Genomic DNA, 16,819 nt, shown 5'->3' with positions numbered 1-16,819 from the left:
GGGTCGTTCACAGTGAGCGAGGTCGCGCTGCCGTCGCTATCCCTCGGGTGGCCCGGCACGGGCTCGGGAGACGGCTGCGAGTCCAGCGTACGCCGCCTGCACCTCCACGGTCGCCACGAAGCCCTCGAGGACGCAGCCGGTGAGGGTCGCGCCGGCAGCGAGCGCGACCCTCTCGGCGAGTGCGCAGGGCTGCTCGGATGTGGTCACGGCACCGCTCGCCGCATCGGCAGCGGCGAGCGCCGCAGCATCGGCCGCACCCGCCGCTCGTTGCGCCGTCACGGCCGCACCTCCGACAGCGGCGAGACCCAGGGAAATGGTGGCCGCGACCGCGAGCATGCCAGCCGCCAGCGCCGAACCGGCCATCAGAGTCCTCCCTCGAGTGCGCAGCTCGAGGCCCGCAGCGGCATGCGGATCAGCGCGCCGACGGAGACATCGACGGAGGTGGTGACGCATACGAGGTCGCCCCGGGGCGAGGACGACATCCCCGCCCCTGGCACGGCAGCATGCACCACCCGCTCTGCCGCACCGTGTCCCTCGCCACGTCCGAGAAGACGAGCCGCGTCCGCGGAGGCGTCCTGCAGCGCGACCTGGCGAGACGCCGCTCCGAGCGCCCCTGCCCCGAGAAGGAGCGCGAGCACGACGGCGGGAAGCGCGAGTGCCAGCTCCGCTGCGGCGGATCCGCGCTCGTCCGCATGTCGCGGCGTCGGCGCCGCATCGCCACCGCCAAGCTCGGTCATCGCGCGTCTCCCTGCCCACATCACGACACCGTGAGCGCGCGCCGCACGAGGTCCGTGAGGATGCCGCGGACTTCATCGGAGCGCATGATGACGACGAGGAGCCCGGCGAAGGCGACCGCGGCCATCGTGGTGATCGCGTATTCGGCTGTGGCCGCCCCGGTGTCGTCGCCGAACAGCATGGCCGCGCGTCGGCGGTCGAGCGCAGGGATGTTCTTCATGGTGTTCCTTCTTTCTCTCTGGGCGATGCGTAGGCATCGGATGGTGCTGATGGACTGTTGGCGGTCACAGGGGCATCGGAGTGGATGCGAGGACGCTGAGCAGGAGAGGCGCGACGCCGAGGAGCAGGAAGGCGGGCAGCGTGCAGATACCGAGCGGGAACAAGAGCCGTGTCGAGAGCTTCGCCGCACGGAGCTGCCCCTGGACCCTCGCGGCATGCCGGTCCTGGGCGGCCGCTGCCCGCAGGAGCTCTGCGGCAGGCACCCCTGCAGCGCGGGACAGCTCGAGCACGGCGGCGACCCGCTCGTCGCCGCCTCCGGAGACGGATGTCTGCGAGACCAGGTGCAGCGCGCGGTCGATGGAGGCGCCACCGGCGAGCGCGATCGCGACCAGTTCTGCCCGCATGCCGGGGGTGCCGGGTTCCGGCGCCGCTCTCCTCAGGAGCAGCGATGTCCACAGCCGCGCCGCTACCACGAGGAGGAGGCCGAGAATCACGCAGGCGGCCCCGAGCACACTCCCGAAGATGACACTGAGTGTGTCGAAGCCGAGCGCGAAACCGAGGAGCAGCCCGGCCATGGGCATCCAGAGCAGCAGACGCGCCGTCCCGGCCGGTTCCGCGAAAGCGATGCGCACATCATCGGCAGCAGCGGCGGCATCCCGCAACGTCTCCGCGATCATGCGGAGAACCTCGGCGAGCGGGGCCCCGACCGTTGTCGCGACCTCCCAGGCCGCCGCGAGATCGACCCAGGCCCCGCCCTCTGCTTCGATGGCGTCGAGGAGCGGGATGCCACGATCGAGCCGATCGACGACGGCGCGTGCTGGCACGTCGTCGGTGGCGGCGAGATGCCGCCACGCGACGAGGGGGACCGCTCCGGCCTGCAGCAGCACAGCCAGCGTCTGCACCGACGTCGCAGCGTCCGCTGAGGTCACATCCCGCCGCTGCGCCGCGCGAGGAGATCGCCTCACCGCCACGGCTGCACCTCCTCGATGTCGAGCCGATCCGCTGCGATGACGAGCCGGCCCGCCTGGCGGATCCGACGGATGCCGCCGGGGGCACGGTCGAGATGGAGGACGATGGTGAATGCGCTCACTGCCTGTCGCGCGAGTGCCACCGCATCCATGCCGGCGAGGGCGCCCAGGGCTTCGAGGCGGGCAGGAACGTCACGGAGCCCGCTGGCGTGCAGGGTGCCTGCGCCGCCATCGTGTCCGGTGTTGAGTGCGGTGAGCAGCTCGCGGACCTCTTCTCCGCGACACTCGCCGACCACCAGGCGATCCGGCCGCATGCGCAGAGACTCACGGACCAGGCGGCTCAGCGTGATGCCGCCGACGCCCTCGAGATTCGGCTGCCTCGCCTCGAGAGCGACGTGGTGCGGATGCCTCGGCCGCAGTTCGGCGACGTCTTCGATCGTCACGATGCGCTCCCCCGGCGCGACCTCGGACAGCAGAGCGGAGAGCAGCGTGGTCTTGCCCGTTCCCGTTCCCCCGGTGATGAGGATGTTCGCCCGCTCGGCCACCAGGCCGAGAAGCCAGGCCTCTTGGCGCGCATCGAACGCGCCGAGCGCAGAGAGGGATCGAAGGTCCGCGGCGCGCACCCGGGGGATGCGTATCGAGAGCGCGGTTCCTGTCGTCGACACCGGAGAGAGCACGGCATGCACACGGACGCCCGAGTCGAGGCGGACGTCGACGCAGGGCGCCTGGTCGTCGAGATGGCGTCCGCCGAGCCCGACCAGTGCGACGGCGAGGTCACGAACCTCACGCTCCGAGGCCCTCCAGGCGGCAGCCGGCTCGGCGCCATTCCCCCGGTCGACATAGAGCCCGCCCGCACCGTTCACGAACACATCGGTCACCGCGTCGTCGATGTGAGGAAGAAGCGGTCCGAACACGGGATCCAGACGGAGGGGTGCCGGCGACGTGGTCTCCTCGGATGCGAGCGAGCGCACTCCCCTGGGCTGGATGACGAAGGAATCAGGCATGACGGCGACGTTATGCGCAGTCGCGGAGGGGGAAGTCCCGAGAGATCCGGATCCTCCAGCACCTGTGGAGAAGCCGGTTCGTCACCCCGTGGTGCAGTGCCTGGCTGCCGGCCGGACCCGAGGATGCTCCGAGGACGCAGAGAGCGCTCCCAAAGGAATGGGCGGCATCTCACGGGGGGAATGAGATGCCGCCCACGACGTTCCACGATTGGGGGAATCGGGCACGCCAAGGCCGGAATGAGAATTCGGCTGTCGTCGAGTGTACGCAAGGCGACCGTCCTGACAAAACCGGCAACACTACCGACTTTCGGCAGTATGCGCGGCGAGGCCGCAGGGATAGATTCGCCCTGACCTGGTCGCCCACCCCCACGACCATGCTCGCAAGACCCGTATGCCGCAAAGGAGCGCCTGCCGATGAGCAGCCAGATCGACCATCTTCTCGACGAGACCCGGAAGTTCGCACCGTCGGAGGAGTTCGTCGCCCAAACCATCTCGTCGCCCGAGCTCTACGAGCGGGCGGCCGCCGACCGCGAGGGCTTCTGGGGCGAGCAGTCCCGTGAGCTGGTGCACTGGCACAAGCCGTTCACGCAGGTGCTCGACTGGACCAACCCGCCCTTCGCGAAGTGGTTCGACGACGGCGAGCTGAACGTCGCGTACAACTGCCTCGATCGCCACGTCGAGGCCGGCAACGGCGACCGCGTGGCGCTGCACTGGGAAGGCGAGCCCGGCGACTCGCGCCGCATCACCTACGCCGAGCTGACCGACGAGGTCAAGCGCGTCGCGAACGTGCTGGAGGGACTCGGCATCGGTCAGGGCGACCGCGTCGCTATCTACCTGCCCATGATCCCCGAGGCGATCGCCTCCATGCTGGCCGTCGCCCGCCTCGGCGCCATCCACTCCGTGGTGTTCGGAGGATTCAGCGCCGACAGCCTCCGCTCGCGCATCGACGACGCCGGCGCCAAGCTCGTCATCACGGCGGACGGCGGCTACCGGAAGGGCCGCGTCTCCGCCCTCAAGCCCGCCGTCGACCAGGCACTCTCCGACCGCGGAGACGGCGAGCAGCAGACCGTGGAGCACGTCCTGGTCGTCAAGCGCGGCGAGAACGAGGTCGACTGGATCGAAGGCCGCGACATCTGGTGGCATGACGCCGTCCCCGCAGCCTCCGCCGAGCACACGGCACAGGCCTTCCCCGCCGAGAACCCCCTCTTCATCCTCTACACCTCGGGCACCACCGGGAAGCCCAAGGGCATCCTGCACACCTCCGGCGGGTATCTGACCCAGGCGGCGTACTCGCACAAGTACGTCTTCGACCTGCACCCGGAGACCGACGTGTTCTGGTGCACGGCCGACATCGGCTGGATCACCGGGCACAGCTACGTCGCCTACGGACCCCTCGCCAACGGTGCGACCCAGGTGCTCTACGAGGGGACGCCGGACGCCCCGCACCCCGGCCGCTGGTGGGAGCTCATCGAGAAGTACAAGGTGTCGATCTTCTACACCGCGCCGACCGCGATCCGCTCGTTCATGAAGATCGGCCGCAGCGTCCCCGCGAAGTTCGATCTCTCGTCGCTGCGACTGCTCGGCTCGGTGGGAGAGCCCATCAACCCCGAGGCGTGGATGTGGTACCGCGAGGTCATCGGCGCCGGCAAGACGCCGATCGTCGACACCTGGTGGCAGACCGAGACCGGCGCGATCATGGTGTCCGCCCTCCCCGGCGTGACGGAGACCAAACCGGGTTCGGCTCAGGTGCCGCTCCCCGGGATCTCGATCGACGTGGTGGACGAGCAGGGCGTCGAGGTCGGCAACGGCAGCGGCGGGCTGCTCGTGATCACCGAGCCGTGGCCGAGCATGCTCCGCGGCATCTGGGGCGACCCCGAACGGTACCGCGAGACCTACTGGGAGAAGTTCGAGGACCAGGGCTACTACTTCGCGGGCGACGGCGCGCGCCTCGACGACGACGGCGACCTGTGGCTGCTGGGCCGCGTCGACGACGTGATGAACGTCTCCGGCCACCGCCTGTCGACCGCGGAGATCGAGTCCTCCCTGGTCGCGCACGAGGCGACGGCGGAGGCCGCCGTGGTCGGAGCCTCGGACGAGACCACAGGACAGGCCGTGGTGGCCTTCGTCATCATCAAGGAGAGCTACCTCGCCGCGCACGAGCCCGCGGGCCTCGCGCAGCAGCTGCGCCTGTGGGTCGGCGAGCAGATCGGCGCCATCGCCCGTCCGCGCGACGTCTACATCGTCGGCGAGCTGCCGAAAACCCGCTCCGGCAAGATCATGCGTCGCCTTCTCCGCGATGTGGCCGAGGGCCGCGAGGTGGGAGACACGACGACGCTCGCCGACACGGCCGTGATGAGCATCATCTCGGCGCAGGTGAAGTAGGACGAGCAGCAGGCAAGAGAAACGCGCCTCCCCATCTCGGGGAGGCGCGTTTCTCTTGCGGACACGACGGAGGACGCCGCCGGGACGCATTCAGGCGAGGAGGAACGTCACCTCGACCTCGACCGGACTGCCGAGCGGGAGCTCCGCGACGCCGACAGCCGCCCGTGCGTGGCGCCCCGCGTCACCGAAGATCTCACCGAGCACCTCGCTCGCGCCGTTGATGACGGCGGGCTGCCCCGTGAAACCGTCCGCGGATCCGACGAACCCGCCGACGCGGAGCACACCGCCGATGCAGTCGACACCACCCGCGGCATCCGCCGCCGCGGCCAGAGCGTTCAGCGCACACGTGCGGGCGTAGGTCTTCGCATCCTCGGCGGAGACGTCGGCGCCCACCTTGCCCGTGGCCGGCAGCGCACCGTCGACGAACGGCAGCTGGCCCGAGGTGTAGACGAGGCCCCCGTGCACGACCGCAGGGACGTAAGCGGCGACCGGGGCGGCGACCGGAGGCAGCTCGATGCCGAGCTCGGCGAGGCGGGCGGAGACGCTCATGCCTGGCCTCCCTCGAACTGACGGGCGGCCTGTTCTGCGGCGGCGAGGCCGGCATTCGTCGACGCGTCGGACGTGACGGGGCGCTTCAGGTAGGCGACGAGCCCGCCTTCGGGCCCCTGCACGACCTGCACGAGCTCCCAGCCCTGCTTGCCCCAGTTGTTGAGGATGGCTGCCGTGTTGTGGATCAGCAGCGGCGTGGTGAGGTACTCCCACGTGGTCATGGCACTCCTGTCGATCGGGGCGCGGCACCGGAAATCCGGGGCGGGCTCGTCAAAGGCGGTATTCAGGGAACTCCCCTACGATCAAGCGTATGCCCCAAAAGAATCGCACGGTGAGAGGCGTGCTCGGCGGTCTCGTCGGGCTCGTCGGCCTGAGCGCCGTCGCCGGTCTCCTCGTCACGGCCAGCGTCACCCCGGTGCTCGCGATGACCGGCCTCGCAGGCACCCAGGCTCTCACCCTCTTCGATCAGCTCCCCGAGAGCCTCGACCCGAGCACGCCGATGGAGCAGTCGACCATCTACGCGACCGCCCCCGACGGTTCGCAGGTCGAGCTCGCGTCGTTCTACGAGCAGAACCGCGTGCCGGTGACCTACGAGCAGGTCTCCCCCACCCTCTACGACGCGATCCTGTCGAGTGAGGACAAGAACTTCTACAGTCACGGCGGCGTCAACATCGGCGCGACCGTGAAGGCCCTGGTCGACAACGTACGAGGCACCTCCAGCCGTGGTGCGTCGACGATCAGCCAGCAGTACGTGAAGAACGTGCTGATCCAGAAGTGCGAGCAGGACGTCGACACCACGTCTGACACCTACTCGGAAGACCTCCAGCAGTGCTGGCTCGACGCCACCAACGCGACAGGGGCGAAGGGCATCGAGCGCAAGCTGCAGGAGATGCGCTACGCGATCCAGATCGAGAAGGACTTCTCCAAGAACGACATCCTCCTCGGCTACCTGAACATCGCCAACTTCGGTGGAACCGTGTACGGCATCGAGGCGGCCGCGAACTACTACTTCTCCACGACGGCCGCGAACCTCACGGTCGCGCAGTCGGCGACTCTCGCCGGCATCGTGCAGAACCCGAACACCTACCGGATCGACAAGCCGGAAGGCACGATCACGAACTCCGAGGGCGTGGCGCTGAACACGGCCGCGGATGGGTACGCACTCACGAAGGACCGCCGTCACTACGTGCTGGGTCGCATGCTCGCCGACGGCAAGATCACGCAGGCACAGTACGACGAGGCCGACGCATCGGAGATCGCGCCCGCGCTCAACCCCCCGACGCAGGGGTGTGCATCCGCCGGAACCAGCGCGTACTTCTGCCAGTACGTGAAGTCGATCGTCCTGAACGACGAGGCCTTCGGGAAGACGCAGCAGGAGCGCACGGATCTGCTCCGCCGCGGTGGCCTGAAGATCTACACCACGCTGGACTACCGCATCCAGAACCCGGCCGCCGAGAGCATGTCCGAGATCGTTCCCGCCAACGCCGACAACCAGAACTTCGGCGCCGCCGGCGTCTCGGTCGAGGTCGGCACCGGACGAATCCTCTCGATGACGCAGAACACCATGTTCACCGAGACGCCCACCGACGACCAGGCCTACACATCGCTGGTGTTCGCCGGTGACAAGGACCACGGCAACTCTGGGGGCTTCCAGGTCGGATCGACCTACAAGCTGTTCACGCTGATCGACTGGCTCGAGAAGGGCCACTCCGTCAACGAGGTGCTCAACGGAAGCGTCCAGACGAATCTGAGGATCCCCGTGTGCGGCGCCAAGCAGAGCACCGACACGAAGAAGATCGGCAACTTCGGCGGCGGCGGCGGCGGGACGAGCTCGGTGCTGAACTTCACGAGGAACTCCCTCAACAGTGGGTACTTCGCGATGGCGTCGAAGCTCGATGTCTGCGACATCAACAAGGTTGCCGACCGCATGGGTGTGACGCTCGCGAACGGTGGCAAGGTCACCGACGAGAACGTCCCCTTCGATGTGCTGGGACCGAAGAACATCTCTCCTCTCGCCATGGCGAACGCCTATGCGACCGTCGCGAGCGGCGGAAAGTACTGCACGCCTCGCGCGATCGATCGCGTGGTCGGCGCCGACGGTAAAGACCGCGAGTTGCCCGCGTCGTCCTGCACCGACGGCGTGCTGCAGCCCGAGATCGCGGCGACTGCCGCCTTCGCGCTGCAGAGCGTGATGAGCGGCGGTGGCACCGGATCCCGCGCCAACCCGAACGACGGCACTCCCCTCATCGGCAAGACCGGTACGCACGACCGCTGGTCGACCATGATGATCGAGTCCAGCACCAAGGTCACCACCGCGGTCTGGGCGGGTCGCTGGCAGGGTCAGGCCAACATCTACCAGAAGCGGGCCAACGGCTGGAACCTCAACGACATGCGATACCCCCTGGCCAAGGCCGCGCAGGGGGCAGCCAACGCCGCGTACGGCGGAGACGCCTTCCCGAAGCCGGACGGCAAGCTGACCCGACAGCAGCTGACGACGGTTCCGAGCGTCGTGGGCAAGTCCGTCGAGGAGGCGACCGGCATCCTCACCGACGCCGGCTTCCAGGTCTCCGTCGGAGGGGCGGTCGACAGCGATCTCGCCGCCGGTCTGGTCGCCGGTCAGGACCCCACAGGGGAAGCTCCGAACGGCGCGACGGTCACGCTCACGACCAGTAACGGCCAGGGGACGACCGTCCCCGCGAACCTCGTGGGGATGTCGAGAGCTCAGGCGACCGCTGCGCTCGGGGCGGCCGGCTTCACGGACATCGAGTTCGACAACTCGTGCAATCCGCCGACATCCGTCGTGGGCAACTCCGACCCTGCGCCGGGCACTGCGGCCAGCAAGTCCACCGCCGTGCGTGTGACGTGCCAGTAGCGGCACGACGCGGCGCGCACCCGGCCCTCATCGCGCTCGGCGCGGTGGGGGCCGTGGGTGCCGGCGCTGCCATCTGGGGCATCGGCATCGAGCGGTACCTGTTCACCGTGCGCGAGGCCTCAGCAGTGGCCCTTCCGCCCGGCGCAGCACCGCTGCGCATCCTGCACATCTCCGATGCGCACATGGCGCCGTGGCAGCATCGCAAACAGGACTGGCTCGCCTCCCTCGCCGAACTGAAGCCCGACCTCATCGTGAACACCGGGGACAACCTCGGCCATGAGAACGGACTCGACGGCATCCGGCGTGCCTTCGCTCCGTTCGCCGGTATCCCCGGCGTGTTCGTGCATGGCTCGAACGACGTGGCAGCGCCGTCTCCGCGGAACCCCTTCCGCTACTTCCTCGGCCCATCCAAGAAGAACCACAAACCGGAGCTGCTCGACACCGACGCGATGGACCGGTACTTCACGGATGAGTTGGGCTGGACCGACCTGAACAATGCCGCAGCACGGTTGCGCATCGCAGGCACCGACGTCCATCTCTTCGGCGTCGACGACGCCCACCGTGACTGGGACCGGCTGGACGAGCTTCCCGACGCGATCTCGGCACTCGGCGCTCGTGACGCGGCGACGCCCGTCCTCGGCGTCACGCACGCGCCGTATCAGCGGGTGCTCAACGGCTTCACCGATCTCGGCGCCGATGCGATCCTCGGAGGCCACACGCACGGCGGTCAGGTGTGCATTCCCGGGTACGGGGCTCTCGTGGCGAATTGCGACATCCCGCTCAAGCAGGCCAAGGGGCTCAGCACCTGGTCGCACGGCGGACGCACCGTGCCGCTCAACGTCAGCGCGGGGTGCGGACACTCCATCTACGCGCCGGTCCGCTTCGCCTGTCGACCCGAGGCGACGCTTCTCACGCTCACGGCACAGCCTCGGCGCTGAGCGCGCCGGGTGACGCAGTTGCTTCCGCCCGGCGAGGCGAAGACGGCACGGACCGCAGCCTTCGGGGCGAGCGCGATGTACCTCCTGATCCCACTGACGTTCTCGGTGCTCGCTCTGCCCCTCGTCAGTGAGGCCACGCGCCCACCGCTCGGACTGGCGGATTGGCCTCGATCCGCCCTCACTCTGCTCGCGGTGTCCATCATCGGTGTCCTGCTGCCCGCGATGGCTCTCCTCCGTGGAATCCGCTCGCTCGTGCGTCCCCCTGCGCGCGTGCTTCTCGCCGCTCTCGCATTCCTGTTCACGCTGATCTGGGGTGTGATCGTCGCGTGGGCCATCGGTCTGGGCGCCAGCGGAGGGAACAGCGAAAGTGCCGTCGGGATGCTGTCCGTGTGGGTGTTGACGACGTCGAATGTCTGGCCCATCCTGGTCACAGCCGGTTGCATGGCTCTGCCACGCGGGCGTGCGCGCCTCATCACGCTCGCGGCATCCACGGGCGGGGGGCTCCTGCTCCTGATCGTCGCGCTCATCACCGTACGCATCACCGCACAGGTGTGATCCGGCCTCGATTCGGCGCGGGGAGCATTTCCCTGTAGACTCGGAGGGTTGCAAACGGGGTGTGGCGCAGCTTGGTAGCGCGCTTCGTTCGGGACGAAGAGGTCGCAGGTTCAAATCCTGTCACCCCGACCAGTAACACCGGAAGGCCGCCCTCAGGGGCGGCCTTCTCTGTACCGGGACCGTGCACGAAGGGAACGCATGAGCTCTCTGCTCCCGCCGCCGCGCCGTTTCACCCGGGTATGGGCGCTCGCCCTCAGCGTCCCGTTCCTGATCGGCCTCGCCGCCCTCACCCTCACGCCATCGAAGGTCGAGGACTCGATGCCGAATCTGCTCGACGTCATCCTCACGACCACACACCGTCTCGGCTGGGAGTGGCTCGACTTCACGCGGCTCGAGATCATCGCGAACGTGCTGGTCTTCGTGCCGGTCGGCATCCTCGCCTTCCTGCTCCTCCCCCGCCGCGTGTGGTTCCTCGCACTGTTGGTGGGACCGCTGCTGTCCGCGATGATCGAGACCGCTCAGCGCATGGCTCTCCCCCACCGCGCGGCGACCGTGAACGATGTCGTGGCCAACTCCACCGGCGCGATCCTCGGCGTCGCCGTCGCGGTCGTCTTCACCCTGCTGCTCGCCCCGAGATCCTCTCAGCGTCCACCTTCTAAGCTGGAGACATCATGACCACGCCCACGCTCGTCGCCTTCGATCTCGATGACACGCTCGCCCCTTCGAAGGGTCTGATCGACCCGAGGATCGCCGATCTGCTGCGCGCACTCCTGCGCACCGTCGACGTCGCCATCATCTCCGGCGGCAACGAGGCGCAGTTCCGATCGCAGGTCGTCGCCCGACTCGGCGATGCGGATGCCGCTGACCTCGCGCGCCTGCACCTGCTGCCCACCTGCGGCACCCGCTACCTCCGCCACGACGGCACGGACTTCGCACCGGTCTACGCGCACGATCTCAGCGACGCAGACAAGCAGGCGGCTCTCACGGCTCTGCGCGAGGAGGCCGAGCGCCTCGGGCTGTGGGAAGCCGAGCCGTGGGGCGACATCCTGGAAGACCGCGGATCCCAGATCACGTTCTCGGCACTCGGGCAGCGCGCACCGCGCGAGGCGAAGCACGACTGGGACCCGACGGGCGCCAAGCGGAGCGCTCTGAGGGACGCCGTCGCCGCACGTCTGCCCGGCCTCGAGGTCCGCTCCGGTGGATCGACCTCCATCGACATCACCCAGGCAGGCATCGACAAGGCCTTCGGCATGCGGCAGCTCGCCGAACACACCGGCATCGCCCTCACCGACATGCTGTTCTACGGCGACCGGCTCGATGAGGGCGGGAACGACTATCCGGTGCTCGCGATCGGCGTGCCCTCCATCGCCGTGGAGGGTTGGGAAGACACCGCCGACAGACTCGACGCACTCCTGCTGACCCTCTGATCCACATGGTGCCGTGCGGCACGCCACCGCCGCATGGTCCTAGCATGGCGTCATGGATGCCCTGCTGATCGTCATCGTCGTCGCCGCGGTCTCCAGTGCGGCCTGCTGGGTGCTCTCCCTGATCACCCGTGACACCTCCTGGGTCGATCGCGCCTGGTCGATCGCCCCCGTCGCCTATGTGTGGATCTTCGTCGCTGGGGCCTTCGTGAACGGCGAGGGTTCGGCACGCGTCGTCCTGATGGGTGTCCTGGCGACGGCGTGGGGAGCCCGGCTGACCTTCAACTTCGCCCGCAAGGGCGGCTACACCGGGATGGAGGACTACCGCTGGGCGATCCTCCGAGGACGCATGCGTCCCTGGCAGTTCCAGATCTTCAACCTGCTGTTCATCATCTGCTACCAGATGGCGCTGCTCGTGCTCATCACGCTGCCGGCTGCCCTCGCCGCCCGGAATCCGTCTGCGCTCACCGGATGGGATGCGCTGTTCATCGCCGCGTTCCTCGCGTTCCTGGTCGGCGAGACGATCGCCGACCAGCAGCAGTGGGTGTTCCATCAGCGGAAGAAGAAGGCGGGCGGCACCCTCCCTCCCGGCTTCGCCACGACCGGACTGTTCCGGTACAGCAGGCACCCCAACTTCTTCTTCGAGCAGGCGCAGTGGTGGGCCTTCTACGCGATCGGTGCGACGGCAGCGGTCGCGGGTGGCGCCGGAGTCATCGGCGGCGTGCTGAACCCGACGATCATCGGACCCGCGCTCCTCACCGTGCTGTTCATCGGCTCGACGATCTTCACCGAGTCGATCACCGCGTCGAAGTACCCGGCATACGCCGACTACCGCCGCACGACATCGATGCTCGTGCCGTGGCCTCCACGCACGCGATCCGTGGCCACGCAGTCCTGAAGCCGGCGCCCACCGGGTGCTGACGCTCAGGCAGGATCTCAGCTCACGCGGGCCTCCGCGGCGGCACGTGCGACCGGAACCAGCCTGGTCAGCTGGGTCACGTGCGCGGGCTCGAGCTCGGCGAGGGACGCGACACCCAGCAGGCGCATCGTGCGCTCGATCTCGCTGCGCAGGATCGCGATCGTGCGGTCGACGCCCTGACGTCCACCCGCCATCAGACCGTAGAGGTAGGCCCGCCCGATCAGCGTGAAGTCCGCGCCGAGCGCCACCGCGGCGACGATGTCGGCGCCGTTCATGATGCCGGTGTCGATCATGACCGTGAAGTCGTCGCCGACCGCCCGACGCACCTCCGGCAGCAGATGGAAGGGGATCGGCGCGCGGTCGAGCTGACGCCCTCCGTGGTTCGAGAGGACGATGCCGTCGACTCCGGCGTCACGCAGGCGCACCGAGTCCTCGACGTTCTGCACGCCCTTGATGACGATCTTGCCCGGCCAGATGTCGCGGATCACCGCGAGATCGTCGTAGCTGATCGTCGGGTCCATCGCCGCATCCAGCAGCTCCCCCACCGTGCCCCCTGTGGTGCTGAGGGAGGCGAACTCGAGCTTCGGCGTGGTGAGGAAGTCATACCACCACCACGGCCGCGGAATCGCGTTGATGATCGTGCCGAGCGTGAGCTGAGGCGGGATGCTGAAACCGTTGCGCTTGTCACGAAGGCGCGCACCGGCGACCGGAGTGTCGACCGTGAACTGGAGGGTGTCGAAGCCCGCCGCCGCCGCACGACGGGTGAGTTCGTAGGAGATCTCGCGGTCGCGCATGACGTAGAGCTGGAACCAGTTGCGCCCCTGCGGGTTGGCAGCCTTGACACCCTCGATCGAGGTGGTGCCGAGCGTGGAGAGCGTGAACGGGATGCCGGCGGCCGCGGCAGCTCCGGCACCGGCGGTCTCCCCCTCGGTCTGCATCAGGCGCGTGAAGCCGGTGGGCGCGATCCCGAAAGGCAGAGCGGACGGACCGCCGAGGATCTCGACGGTCGTGTCGACCGTGGGAGCCGGACGCAGGATGCCGGGATGGAACTCCACGTCCCGGAAAGCCTGACGGGCCCGGGTGAGGGACAGCTCGCCCTCCGCGGCTCCGTCGGTGTAGTCGAAGGCCGCCTTGGGCGTGCGTCGCTTGGCGATCAGGCGCAGGTCGTCGATGGTGAGGGCCCCCTCCAGCCGTCGCTTGCGGCCGTCGAGCTCCGGCTTCTTGAACTTCATCAGCTCGAGGAGTTCGGCGGGGTTGGGGAACTGGCGCTGCACCATGATGTGCCTCTCAGATCTGGGGGTGAATCTCACGGGTGAGGCCCGTGGACGTGTAGTAGCCGGTGATGTGCGTGTGGATCAGGGACCGCGCGGCATCCACGTCGCCGGCATCGATCGCGGCGACCAGCGCGCGGTGCTCGGCACGGAGCCGGGCCGACATCGCCTCCCAGTCCGGGATGGTGGCGACGCCCGCCTGCACGTAGGACTCGATCGAGGAACGCAGGCCAGCCATCATCGCGGCGATGACCGTGTTGCCGCTGGCCTCGGCGAGCGAGAGGTGCAGCTGAGCGTCGAGGGCGAGGAACTCCGATGGCGAGAGCAGGGGTTCGTCCATCGCGGCGAGCAGTTCCCGCGCGCGGCTCGTGTCACGCTCCGGTGCGCCGGCCATCGCCACCACCACCGCATCCTCGAGCACCAGACGAGTCCGCACGACATCGTCGAGGGGGAACCCCTGCGCCGCGACCTGAAGCCTCAGCAGCGCTGACATGCCTCCCGTGGGCGTCGCGATCACGATGGCCCCCGACTGCGGGCCGGAACCGGTCGCGGTGCGGATGAGCCCCATCACCTCGAGCACGCGGAACGCCTCACGGACGCTCGAGCGCCCGACGCCGAGCTCGGTGGCGAGATCCCGCTCGGACGGCAGTCGGTCACCTGGGCCGAGGCGCGCGTCGAGCAGGTCGCGTTCGATGTGCTCGAGCACGAGGCGCCAAGCGCGTGCCGGCTGGTCCGCCATCGATCCTCCTGTGGTCTGACCACAGAGTATCGCGTGTGGTCAGACCACGCAAACAGGGTCGCCGACACACCCGCTGCGCCGGGCGCGGGTGGAGGGCGGCGGGCTCAGCCCAGGCGTCCGCCGGATTCCTCGAGATAGCAGGTGCCGCACAGCGACTCGTAAGTGGTCAGCTCGGGCGACGCCGACCCGGTCGCGCCCTCGTCGATGGCGACCTGGTCGCCGTCGAACACGAAGCGCCCGCCCACGACGCGGCCATTGAACACGGCCTTCCGTCCGCACCGGCAGATGGTCTTGAGCTCCTCCAGCGAGTGCGCGATCGCGAGCAGGCGCGCGGAACCGGGAAAGGCGTGCGTGAGGAAGTCGTTCCGGATGCCGTAGGCGATCACCGGGATGCCGTCGACGACGGCGATACGGAAGAGATCGTCGACCTGAGTCGGGGTGAGGAACTGCGCCTCGTCGATCAGCAGGCACGCGACGTCGCGCGGGCCTTCGGGAAGCAGCTCGTCGTCGGCCGCATGCTGCATGCGCTCACGATGCTTCGCGAACACCCTTCGTGCATCGTCGTCGGGGGCGATGAGGAAGTCGACCCGGCGTGTGACGCCCAGCCGACTCTCGATCTCGGACGCGCCCTTGGTATCGATCGCCGGCTTCGCGAGCAGCACCCGCTGCCCACGCTCCTCGTAGTTGTAGGCAGCCTGCAGCAGAGCGGTCGACTTGCCCGAGTTCATCGCGCCGTAGCGGAAGTAGAGCTTCGCCACGGGACGATCTCAGACGTTGATGCCGAGGACGGCTGCCGTGGCTTCGGTCGACTTCTCAGCGAGCTCCGGGTTCTCGTTCAGCTTCTCACCGAATGTGGGGATCAGGGCACGCAGCTCCGGCTCCCACCCCGGGTACTCGGCCGGGAAGCACTTCTTGAGCAGGTCGAGCATGATCGGGACGGCGGTGGATGCTCCGGGCGACGCCCCCAGCAGGCCCGCGATGGAACCGTCGGCCGCCGCGACGACCTCGGTGCCGAACTGCAGGATGCCACCCTTCTTCGGGTCCTTCTTCATCACCTGGGCGCGCTGACCGGCATCGATGAGGGTCCAGTCCTCATCCTTGGCCGTGGGCGTGAAGGTGCGGAGGCTGTCGACCTTCTTGGCGTGGTTCTTCAGCAGCTCGCTCACGAGATACGTGATGAGGTCGGGGTTCTTCACCGCGACCTGCAGCATCGGCAGCAGATTGTGCGCACGCACCTGGGTGACGATGTCGAGCATCGAGCCGTTCTTCAGGAACTTCGGGCTGAAGGTCGCGAACGGTCCGAACATGAGCGAGGCCTCGCCATCGACGACACGGGTGTCGAGGTGCGGGACCGACATGGGCGGAGCGCCGACCGACGCCTGCGAGTACACCTTCGCCTTGTGCTGAGCGACGATGGTCGGGTTCGTGGTCTTGAGGAACTGCCCGCCGATCGGGAAGACGCCGTAGCCCTTGATCTCGGGGATGCCGGAATTCTGCAGCAGCTTGAGCGCCCAGCCACCCGCACCGACGAACACGAAGCGGGCCCTGACCTCGCTCGGGGTGTGACCGATGCTGTTGCGGTACTTGACCAGCCAGGTTCCGTCCTTCTGCTTCTTCAGGCTGCGCACCTCGTGATTCGTGCGCAACGACACGCCAGCGTCGGTCAGGTGGTCGAAGAGCTGGTGCGTGAGGGAGCCGAAGTCGACATCGGTACCGGCGGGCACACGCGTCGCAGCGAAGGGCTCGCCCTTGCGCCGCTGCTGCATGAGCAGCGGCGCCCACTTGTTGATGACGCGAGAGTCCTCGCTGTACTCGATGCCCGCGAACAGCGGTTGCTTCTTCAGCACCTCGTAGCGGTTCTTGAGGTAGGCGACGTCCTTCTCGCCCCGCACGAACGTCATGTGCGGTGTCGCGTTGATGAAGGTCGACGGCTCGTCGAGCACGCCCCGCTCCACCAGAGACGACCAGAACTGACGGCTCTGCTGGAACTGCTCGTTGATCGACACCGCCTTGGCGGGGTCGAGGGGAGCGTCGCCCTGCTGGGGCATGTAGTTCAGCTCGCACAGGGCGGCGTGGCCCGTGCCGGCGTTGTTCCACGGGTTGGAGCTCTCCTGAGCCACCTCGGAGAGTCGCTCGAAGGCGACGATCTTCCACTCCGGCTGCAGCTCGTGCAGGAGAGTACCCAGGGTGGCGCTCATGATGCCACCGCCGATCAGGACGACATCGACGTTTTCAGTCACCGAG

The 16,819-nt window shown here is 68.3% G+C and carries 18 protein-coding genes and 1 tRNA gene; 8 read left to right on the top strand and 11 right to left on the bottom strand.

Going from position 1 to position 16,819, the window contains the following annotated elements:
* Positions 1-36 precede the first annotated feature (36 nt).
* From HDC31_RS04355 to HDC31_RS04335, 5 genes are all read right to left on the bottom strand, one after another.
* Positions 37-363, bottom strand: a complete 327-nt coding sequence (locus HDC31_RS04355; protein WP_046746463.1) for a hypothetical protein — start codon at positions 361-363, stop codon at positions 37-39.
* Positions 363-737, bottom strand: coding sequence for a TadE family type IV pilus minor pilin (locus tag HDC31_RS04350; protein WP_058632085.1), 375 nt, complete (start codon positions 735-737; stop codon positions 363-365). The genes HDC31_RS04355 and HDC31_RS04350 overlap by 1 nt, the downstream gene beginning before the upstream one ends.
* 20 nt (positions 738-757) lie before the next feature.
* Positions 758-955, bottom strand: coding sequence for a DUF4244 domain-containing protein (locus HDC31_RS04345; protein ID WP_046746461.1), 198 nt, complete (start codon positions 953-955; stop codon positions 758-760).
* Positions 956-1,019: 64 nt separating this feature from the next.
* Positions 1,020-1,883 (bottom strand): type II secretion system F family protein, encoded by an 864-nt coding sequence (locus tag HDC31_RS04340; RefSeq protein WP_258546418.1) that lies wholly within the window; start codon positions 1,881-1,883, stop codon positions 1,020-1,022.
* Positions 1,884-1,915: 32 nt separating this feature from the next.
* Positions 1,916-2,926, bottom strand: coding sequence for a TadA family conjugal transfer-associated ATPase (locus HDC31_RS04335; RefSeq protein ID WP_227750907.1), 1,011 nt, complete (start codon positions 2,924-2,926; stop codon positions 1,916-1,918).
* Between the two features lie 414 nt (positions 2,927-3,340).
* Here HDC31_RS04335 and acs point away from each other — a divergent pair, with 414 nt between their 5' ends.
* On the top strand, positions 3,341-5,308 hold the full coding sequence (acs, locus tag HDC31_RS04330) for an acetate--CoA ligase (RefSeq protein WP_113681256.1): 1,968 nt from the start codon (positions 3,341-3,343) through the stop codon (positions 5,306-5,308).
* 90 nt (positions 5,309-5,398) lie between these two features.
* Here the strand turns inward: acs and HDC31_RS04325 are convergent, their stop codons facing one another.
* Positions 5,399-5,857 (bottom strand): RidA family protein, encoded by a 459-nt coding sequence (locus tag HDC31_RS04325; RefSeq protein ID WP_179515852.1) that lies wholly within the window; start codon positions 5,855-5,857, stop codon positions 5,399-5,401.
* Positions 5,854-6,078, bottom strand: coding sequence for a hypothetical protein (locus tag HDC31_RS04320; protein ID WP_021199127.1), 225 nt, complete (start codon positions 6,076-6,078; stop codon positions 5,854-5,856). The genes HDC31_RS04325 and HDC31_RS04320 overlap by 4 nt, the downstream gene beginning before the upstream one ends.
* Before the next feature lie 89 nt (positions 6,079-6,167).
* Here HDC31_RS04320 and HDC31_RS04315 point away from each other — a divergent pair, with 89 nt between their 5' ends.
* The 7 genes from HDC31_RS04315 (at position 6,168) to HDC31_RS04285 (ending at position 12,544) form a co-directional block, all read left to right on the top strand.
* The gene (locus HDC31_RS04315) at positions 6,168-8,729 is read left to right on the top strand and encodes a transglycosylase domain-containing protein (protein WP_061016518.1); all 2,562 of its coding nucleotides are present in this window, start codon (positions 6,168-6,170) and stop codon (positions 8,727-8,729) included.
* Positions 8,720-9,667 (top strand): metallophosphoesterase, encoded by a 948-nt coding sequence (locus HDC31_RS04310; RefSeq protein WP_258546422.1) that lies wholly within the window; start codon positions 8,720-8,722, stop codon positions 9,665-9,667. Before HDC31_RS04315 ends, HDC31_RS04310 begins: the two co-directional genes overlap by 10 nt.
* A 9-nt stretch (positions 9,668-9,676) precedes the next feature.
* The gene (locus HDC31_RS04305) at positions 9,677-10,222 is read left to right on the top strand and encodes a hypothetical protein (RefSeq protein ID WP_113681257.1); all 546 of its coding nucleotides are present in this window, start codon (positions 9,677-9,679) and stop codon (positions 10,220-10,222) included.
* A gap of 55 nt (positions 10,223-10,277) precedes the next feature.
* Positions 10,278-10,354 (top strand) — tRNA-Pro (locus tag HDC31_RS04300).
* 66 nt (positions 10,355-10,420) lie between these two features.
* Positions 10,421-10,897 (top strand): VanZ family protein, encoded by a 477-nt coding sequence (locus tag HDC31_RS04295; RefSeq protein ID WP_179515851.1) that lies wholly within the window; start codon positions 10,421-10,423, stop codon positions 10,895-10,897.
* On the top strand, positions 10,894-11,649 hold the full coding sequence (locus tag HDC31_RS04290) for an HAD-IIB family hydrolase (RefSeq protein WP_058632091.1): 756 nt from the start codon (positions 10,894-10,896) through the stop codon (positions 11,647-11,649). Before HDC31_RS04295 ends, HDC31_RS04290 begins: the two co-directional genes overlap by 4 nt.
* A 52-nt stretch (positions 11,650-11,701) precedes the next feature.
* Positions 11,702-12,544, top strand: coding sequence for a DUF1295 domain-containing protein (locus HDC31_RS04285; RefSeq protein WP_113681258.1), 843 nt, complete (start codon positions 11,702-11,704; stop codon positions 12,542-12,544).
* Positions 12,545-12,582: 38 nt separating this feature from the next.
* On the opposite strand, the gene HDC31_RS04280 is transcribed toward HDC31_RS04285, so the two are convergent.
* The 4 genes from HDC31_RS04280 to HDC31_RS04265 form a co-directional block, all read right to left on the bottom strand.
* Positions 12,583-13,842: an alpha-hydroxy acid oxidase gene (locus tag HDC31_RS04280; protein ID WP_179515850.1), complete on the bottom strand. Its 1,260-nt coding sequence runs from the start codon at positions 13,840-13,842 to the stop codon at positions 12,583-12,585.
* 10 nt (positions 13,843-13,852) lie between these two features.
* Positions 13,853-14,575: a FadR/GntR family transcriptional regulator gene (locus HDC31_RS04275; protein ID WP_046747910.1), complete on the bottom strand. Its 723-nt coding sequence runs from the start codon at positions 14,573-14,575 to the stop codon at positions 13,853-13,855.
* A gap of 104 nt (positions 14,576-14,679) precedes the next feature.
* Positions 14,680-15,333, bottom strand: a complete 654-nt coding sequence (locus HDC31_RS04270; protein WP_058632094.1) for a thymidine kinase — start codon at positions 15,331-15,333, stop codon at positions 14,680-14,682.
* Positions 15,334-15,342: 9 nt separating this feature from the next.
* Positions 15,343-16,815 (bottom strand): malate:quinone oxidoreductase, encoded by a 1,473-nt coding sequence (locus HDC31_RS04265; RefSeq protein WP_179515849.1) that lies wholly within the window; start codon positions 16,813-16,815, stop codon positions 15,343-15,345.
* Between the last annotated feature and the right edge of the window lie 4 nt (positions 16,816-16,819).

This window comes from Microbacterium sp. JAI119, from assembly GCF_013410135.1.
GTDB lineage: Bacteria > Actinomycetota > Actinomycetes > Actinomycetales > Microbacteriaceae > Microbacterium > Microbacterium oxydans.
Note: the sequence above shows the minus strand (reverse complement) of the source record. Positions and strands in the feature narration are given on the sequence as shown.

Coding starts and splice junctions, on each gene's coding strand:
- HDC31_RS04275 (WP_046747910.1), bottom strand. CDS start 14,575: ATGGCGGACCAGCCGGCACGCGCTTGGCGCCTCGTGCTCGAGCACATC.
- HDC31_RS04280 (WP_179515850.1), bottom strand. CDS start 13,842: ATGGTGCAGCGCCAGTTCCCCAACCCCGCCGAACTCCTCGAGCTGATG.
- HDC31_RS04345 (WP_046746461.1), bottom strand. CDS start 955: ATGAAGAACATCCCTGCGCTCGACCGCCGACGCGCGGCCATGCTGTTC.
- HDC31_RS04350 (WP_058632085.1), bottom strand. CDS start 737: ATGACCGAGCTTGGCGGTGGCGATGCGGCGCCGACGCCGCGACATGCG.
- HDC31_RS04295 (WP_179515851.1), top strand. CDS start 10,421: ATGAGCTCTCTGCTCCCGCCGCCGCGCCGTTTCACCCGGGTATGGGCG.
- HDC31_RS04315 (WP_061016518.1), top strand. CDS start 6,168: ATGCCCCAAAAGAATCGCACGGTGAGAGGCGTGCTCGGCGGTCTCGTC.
- acs (WP_113681256.1), top strand. CDS start 3,341: ATGAGCAGCCAGATCGACCATCTTCTCGACGAGACCCGGAAGTTCGCA.
- HDC31_RS04355 (WP_046746463.1), bottom strand. CDS start 363: ATGGCCGGTTCGGCGCTGGCGGCTGGCATGCTCGCGGTCGCGGCCACC.
- HDC31_RS04335 (WP_227750907.1), bottom strand. CDS start 2,926: ATGCCTGATTCCTTCGTCATCCAGCCCAGGGGAGTGCGCTCGCTCGCA.
- HDC31_RS04325 (WP_179515852.1), bottom strand. CDS start 5,857: ATGAGCGTCTCCGCCCGCCTCGCCGAGCTCGGCATCGAGCTGCCTCCG.
- HDC31_RS04285 (WP_113681258.1), top strand. CDS start 11,702: ATGGATGCCCTGCTGATCGTCATCGTCGTCGCCGCGGTCTCCAGTGCG.
- HDC31_RS04320 (WP_021199127.1), bottom strand. CDS start 6,078: ATGACCACGTGGGAGTACCTCACCACGCCGCTGCTGATCCACAACACG.
- HDC31_RS04290 (WP_058632091.1), top strand. CDS start 10,894: ATGACCACGCCCACGCTCGTCGCCTTCGATCTCGATGACACGCTCGCC.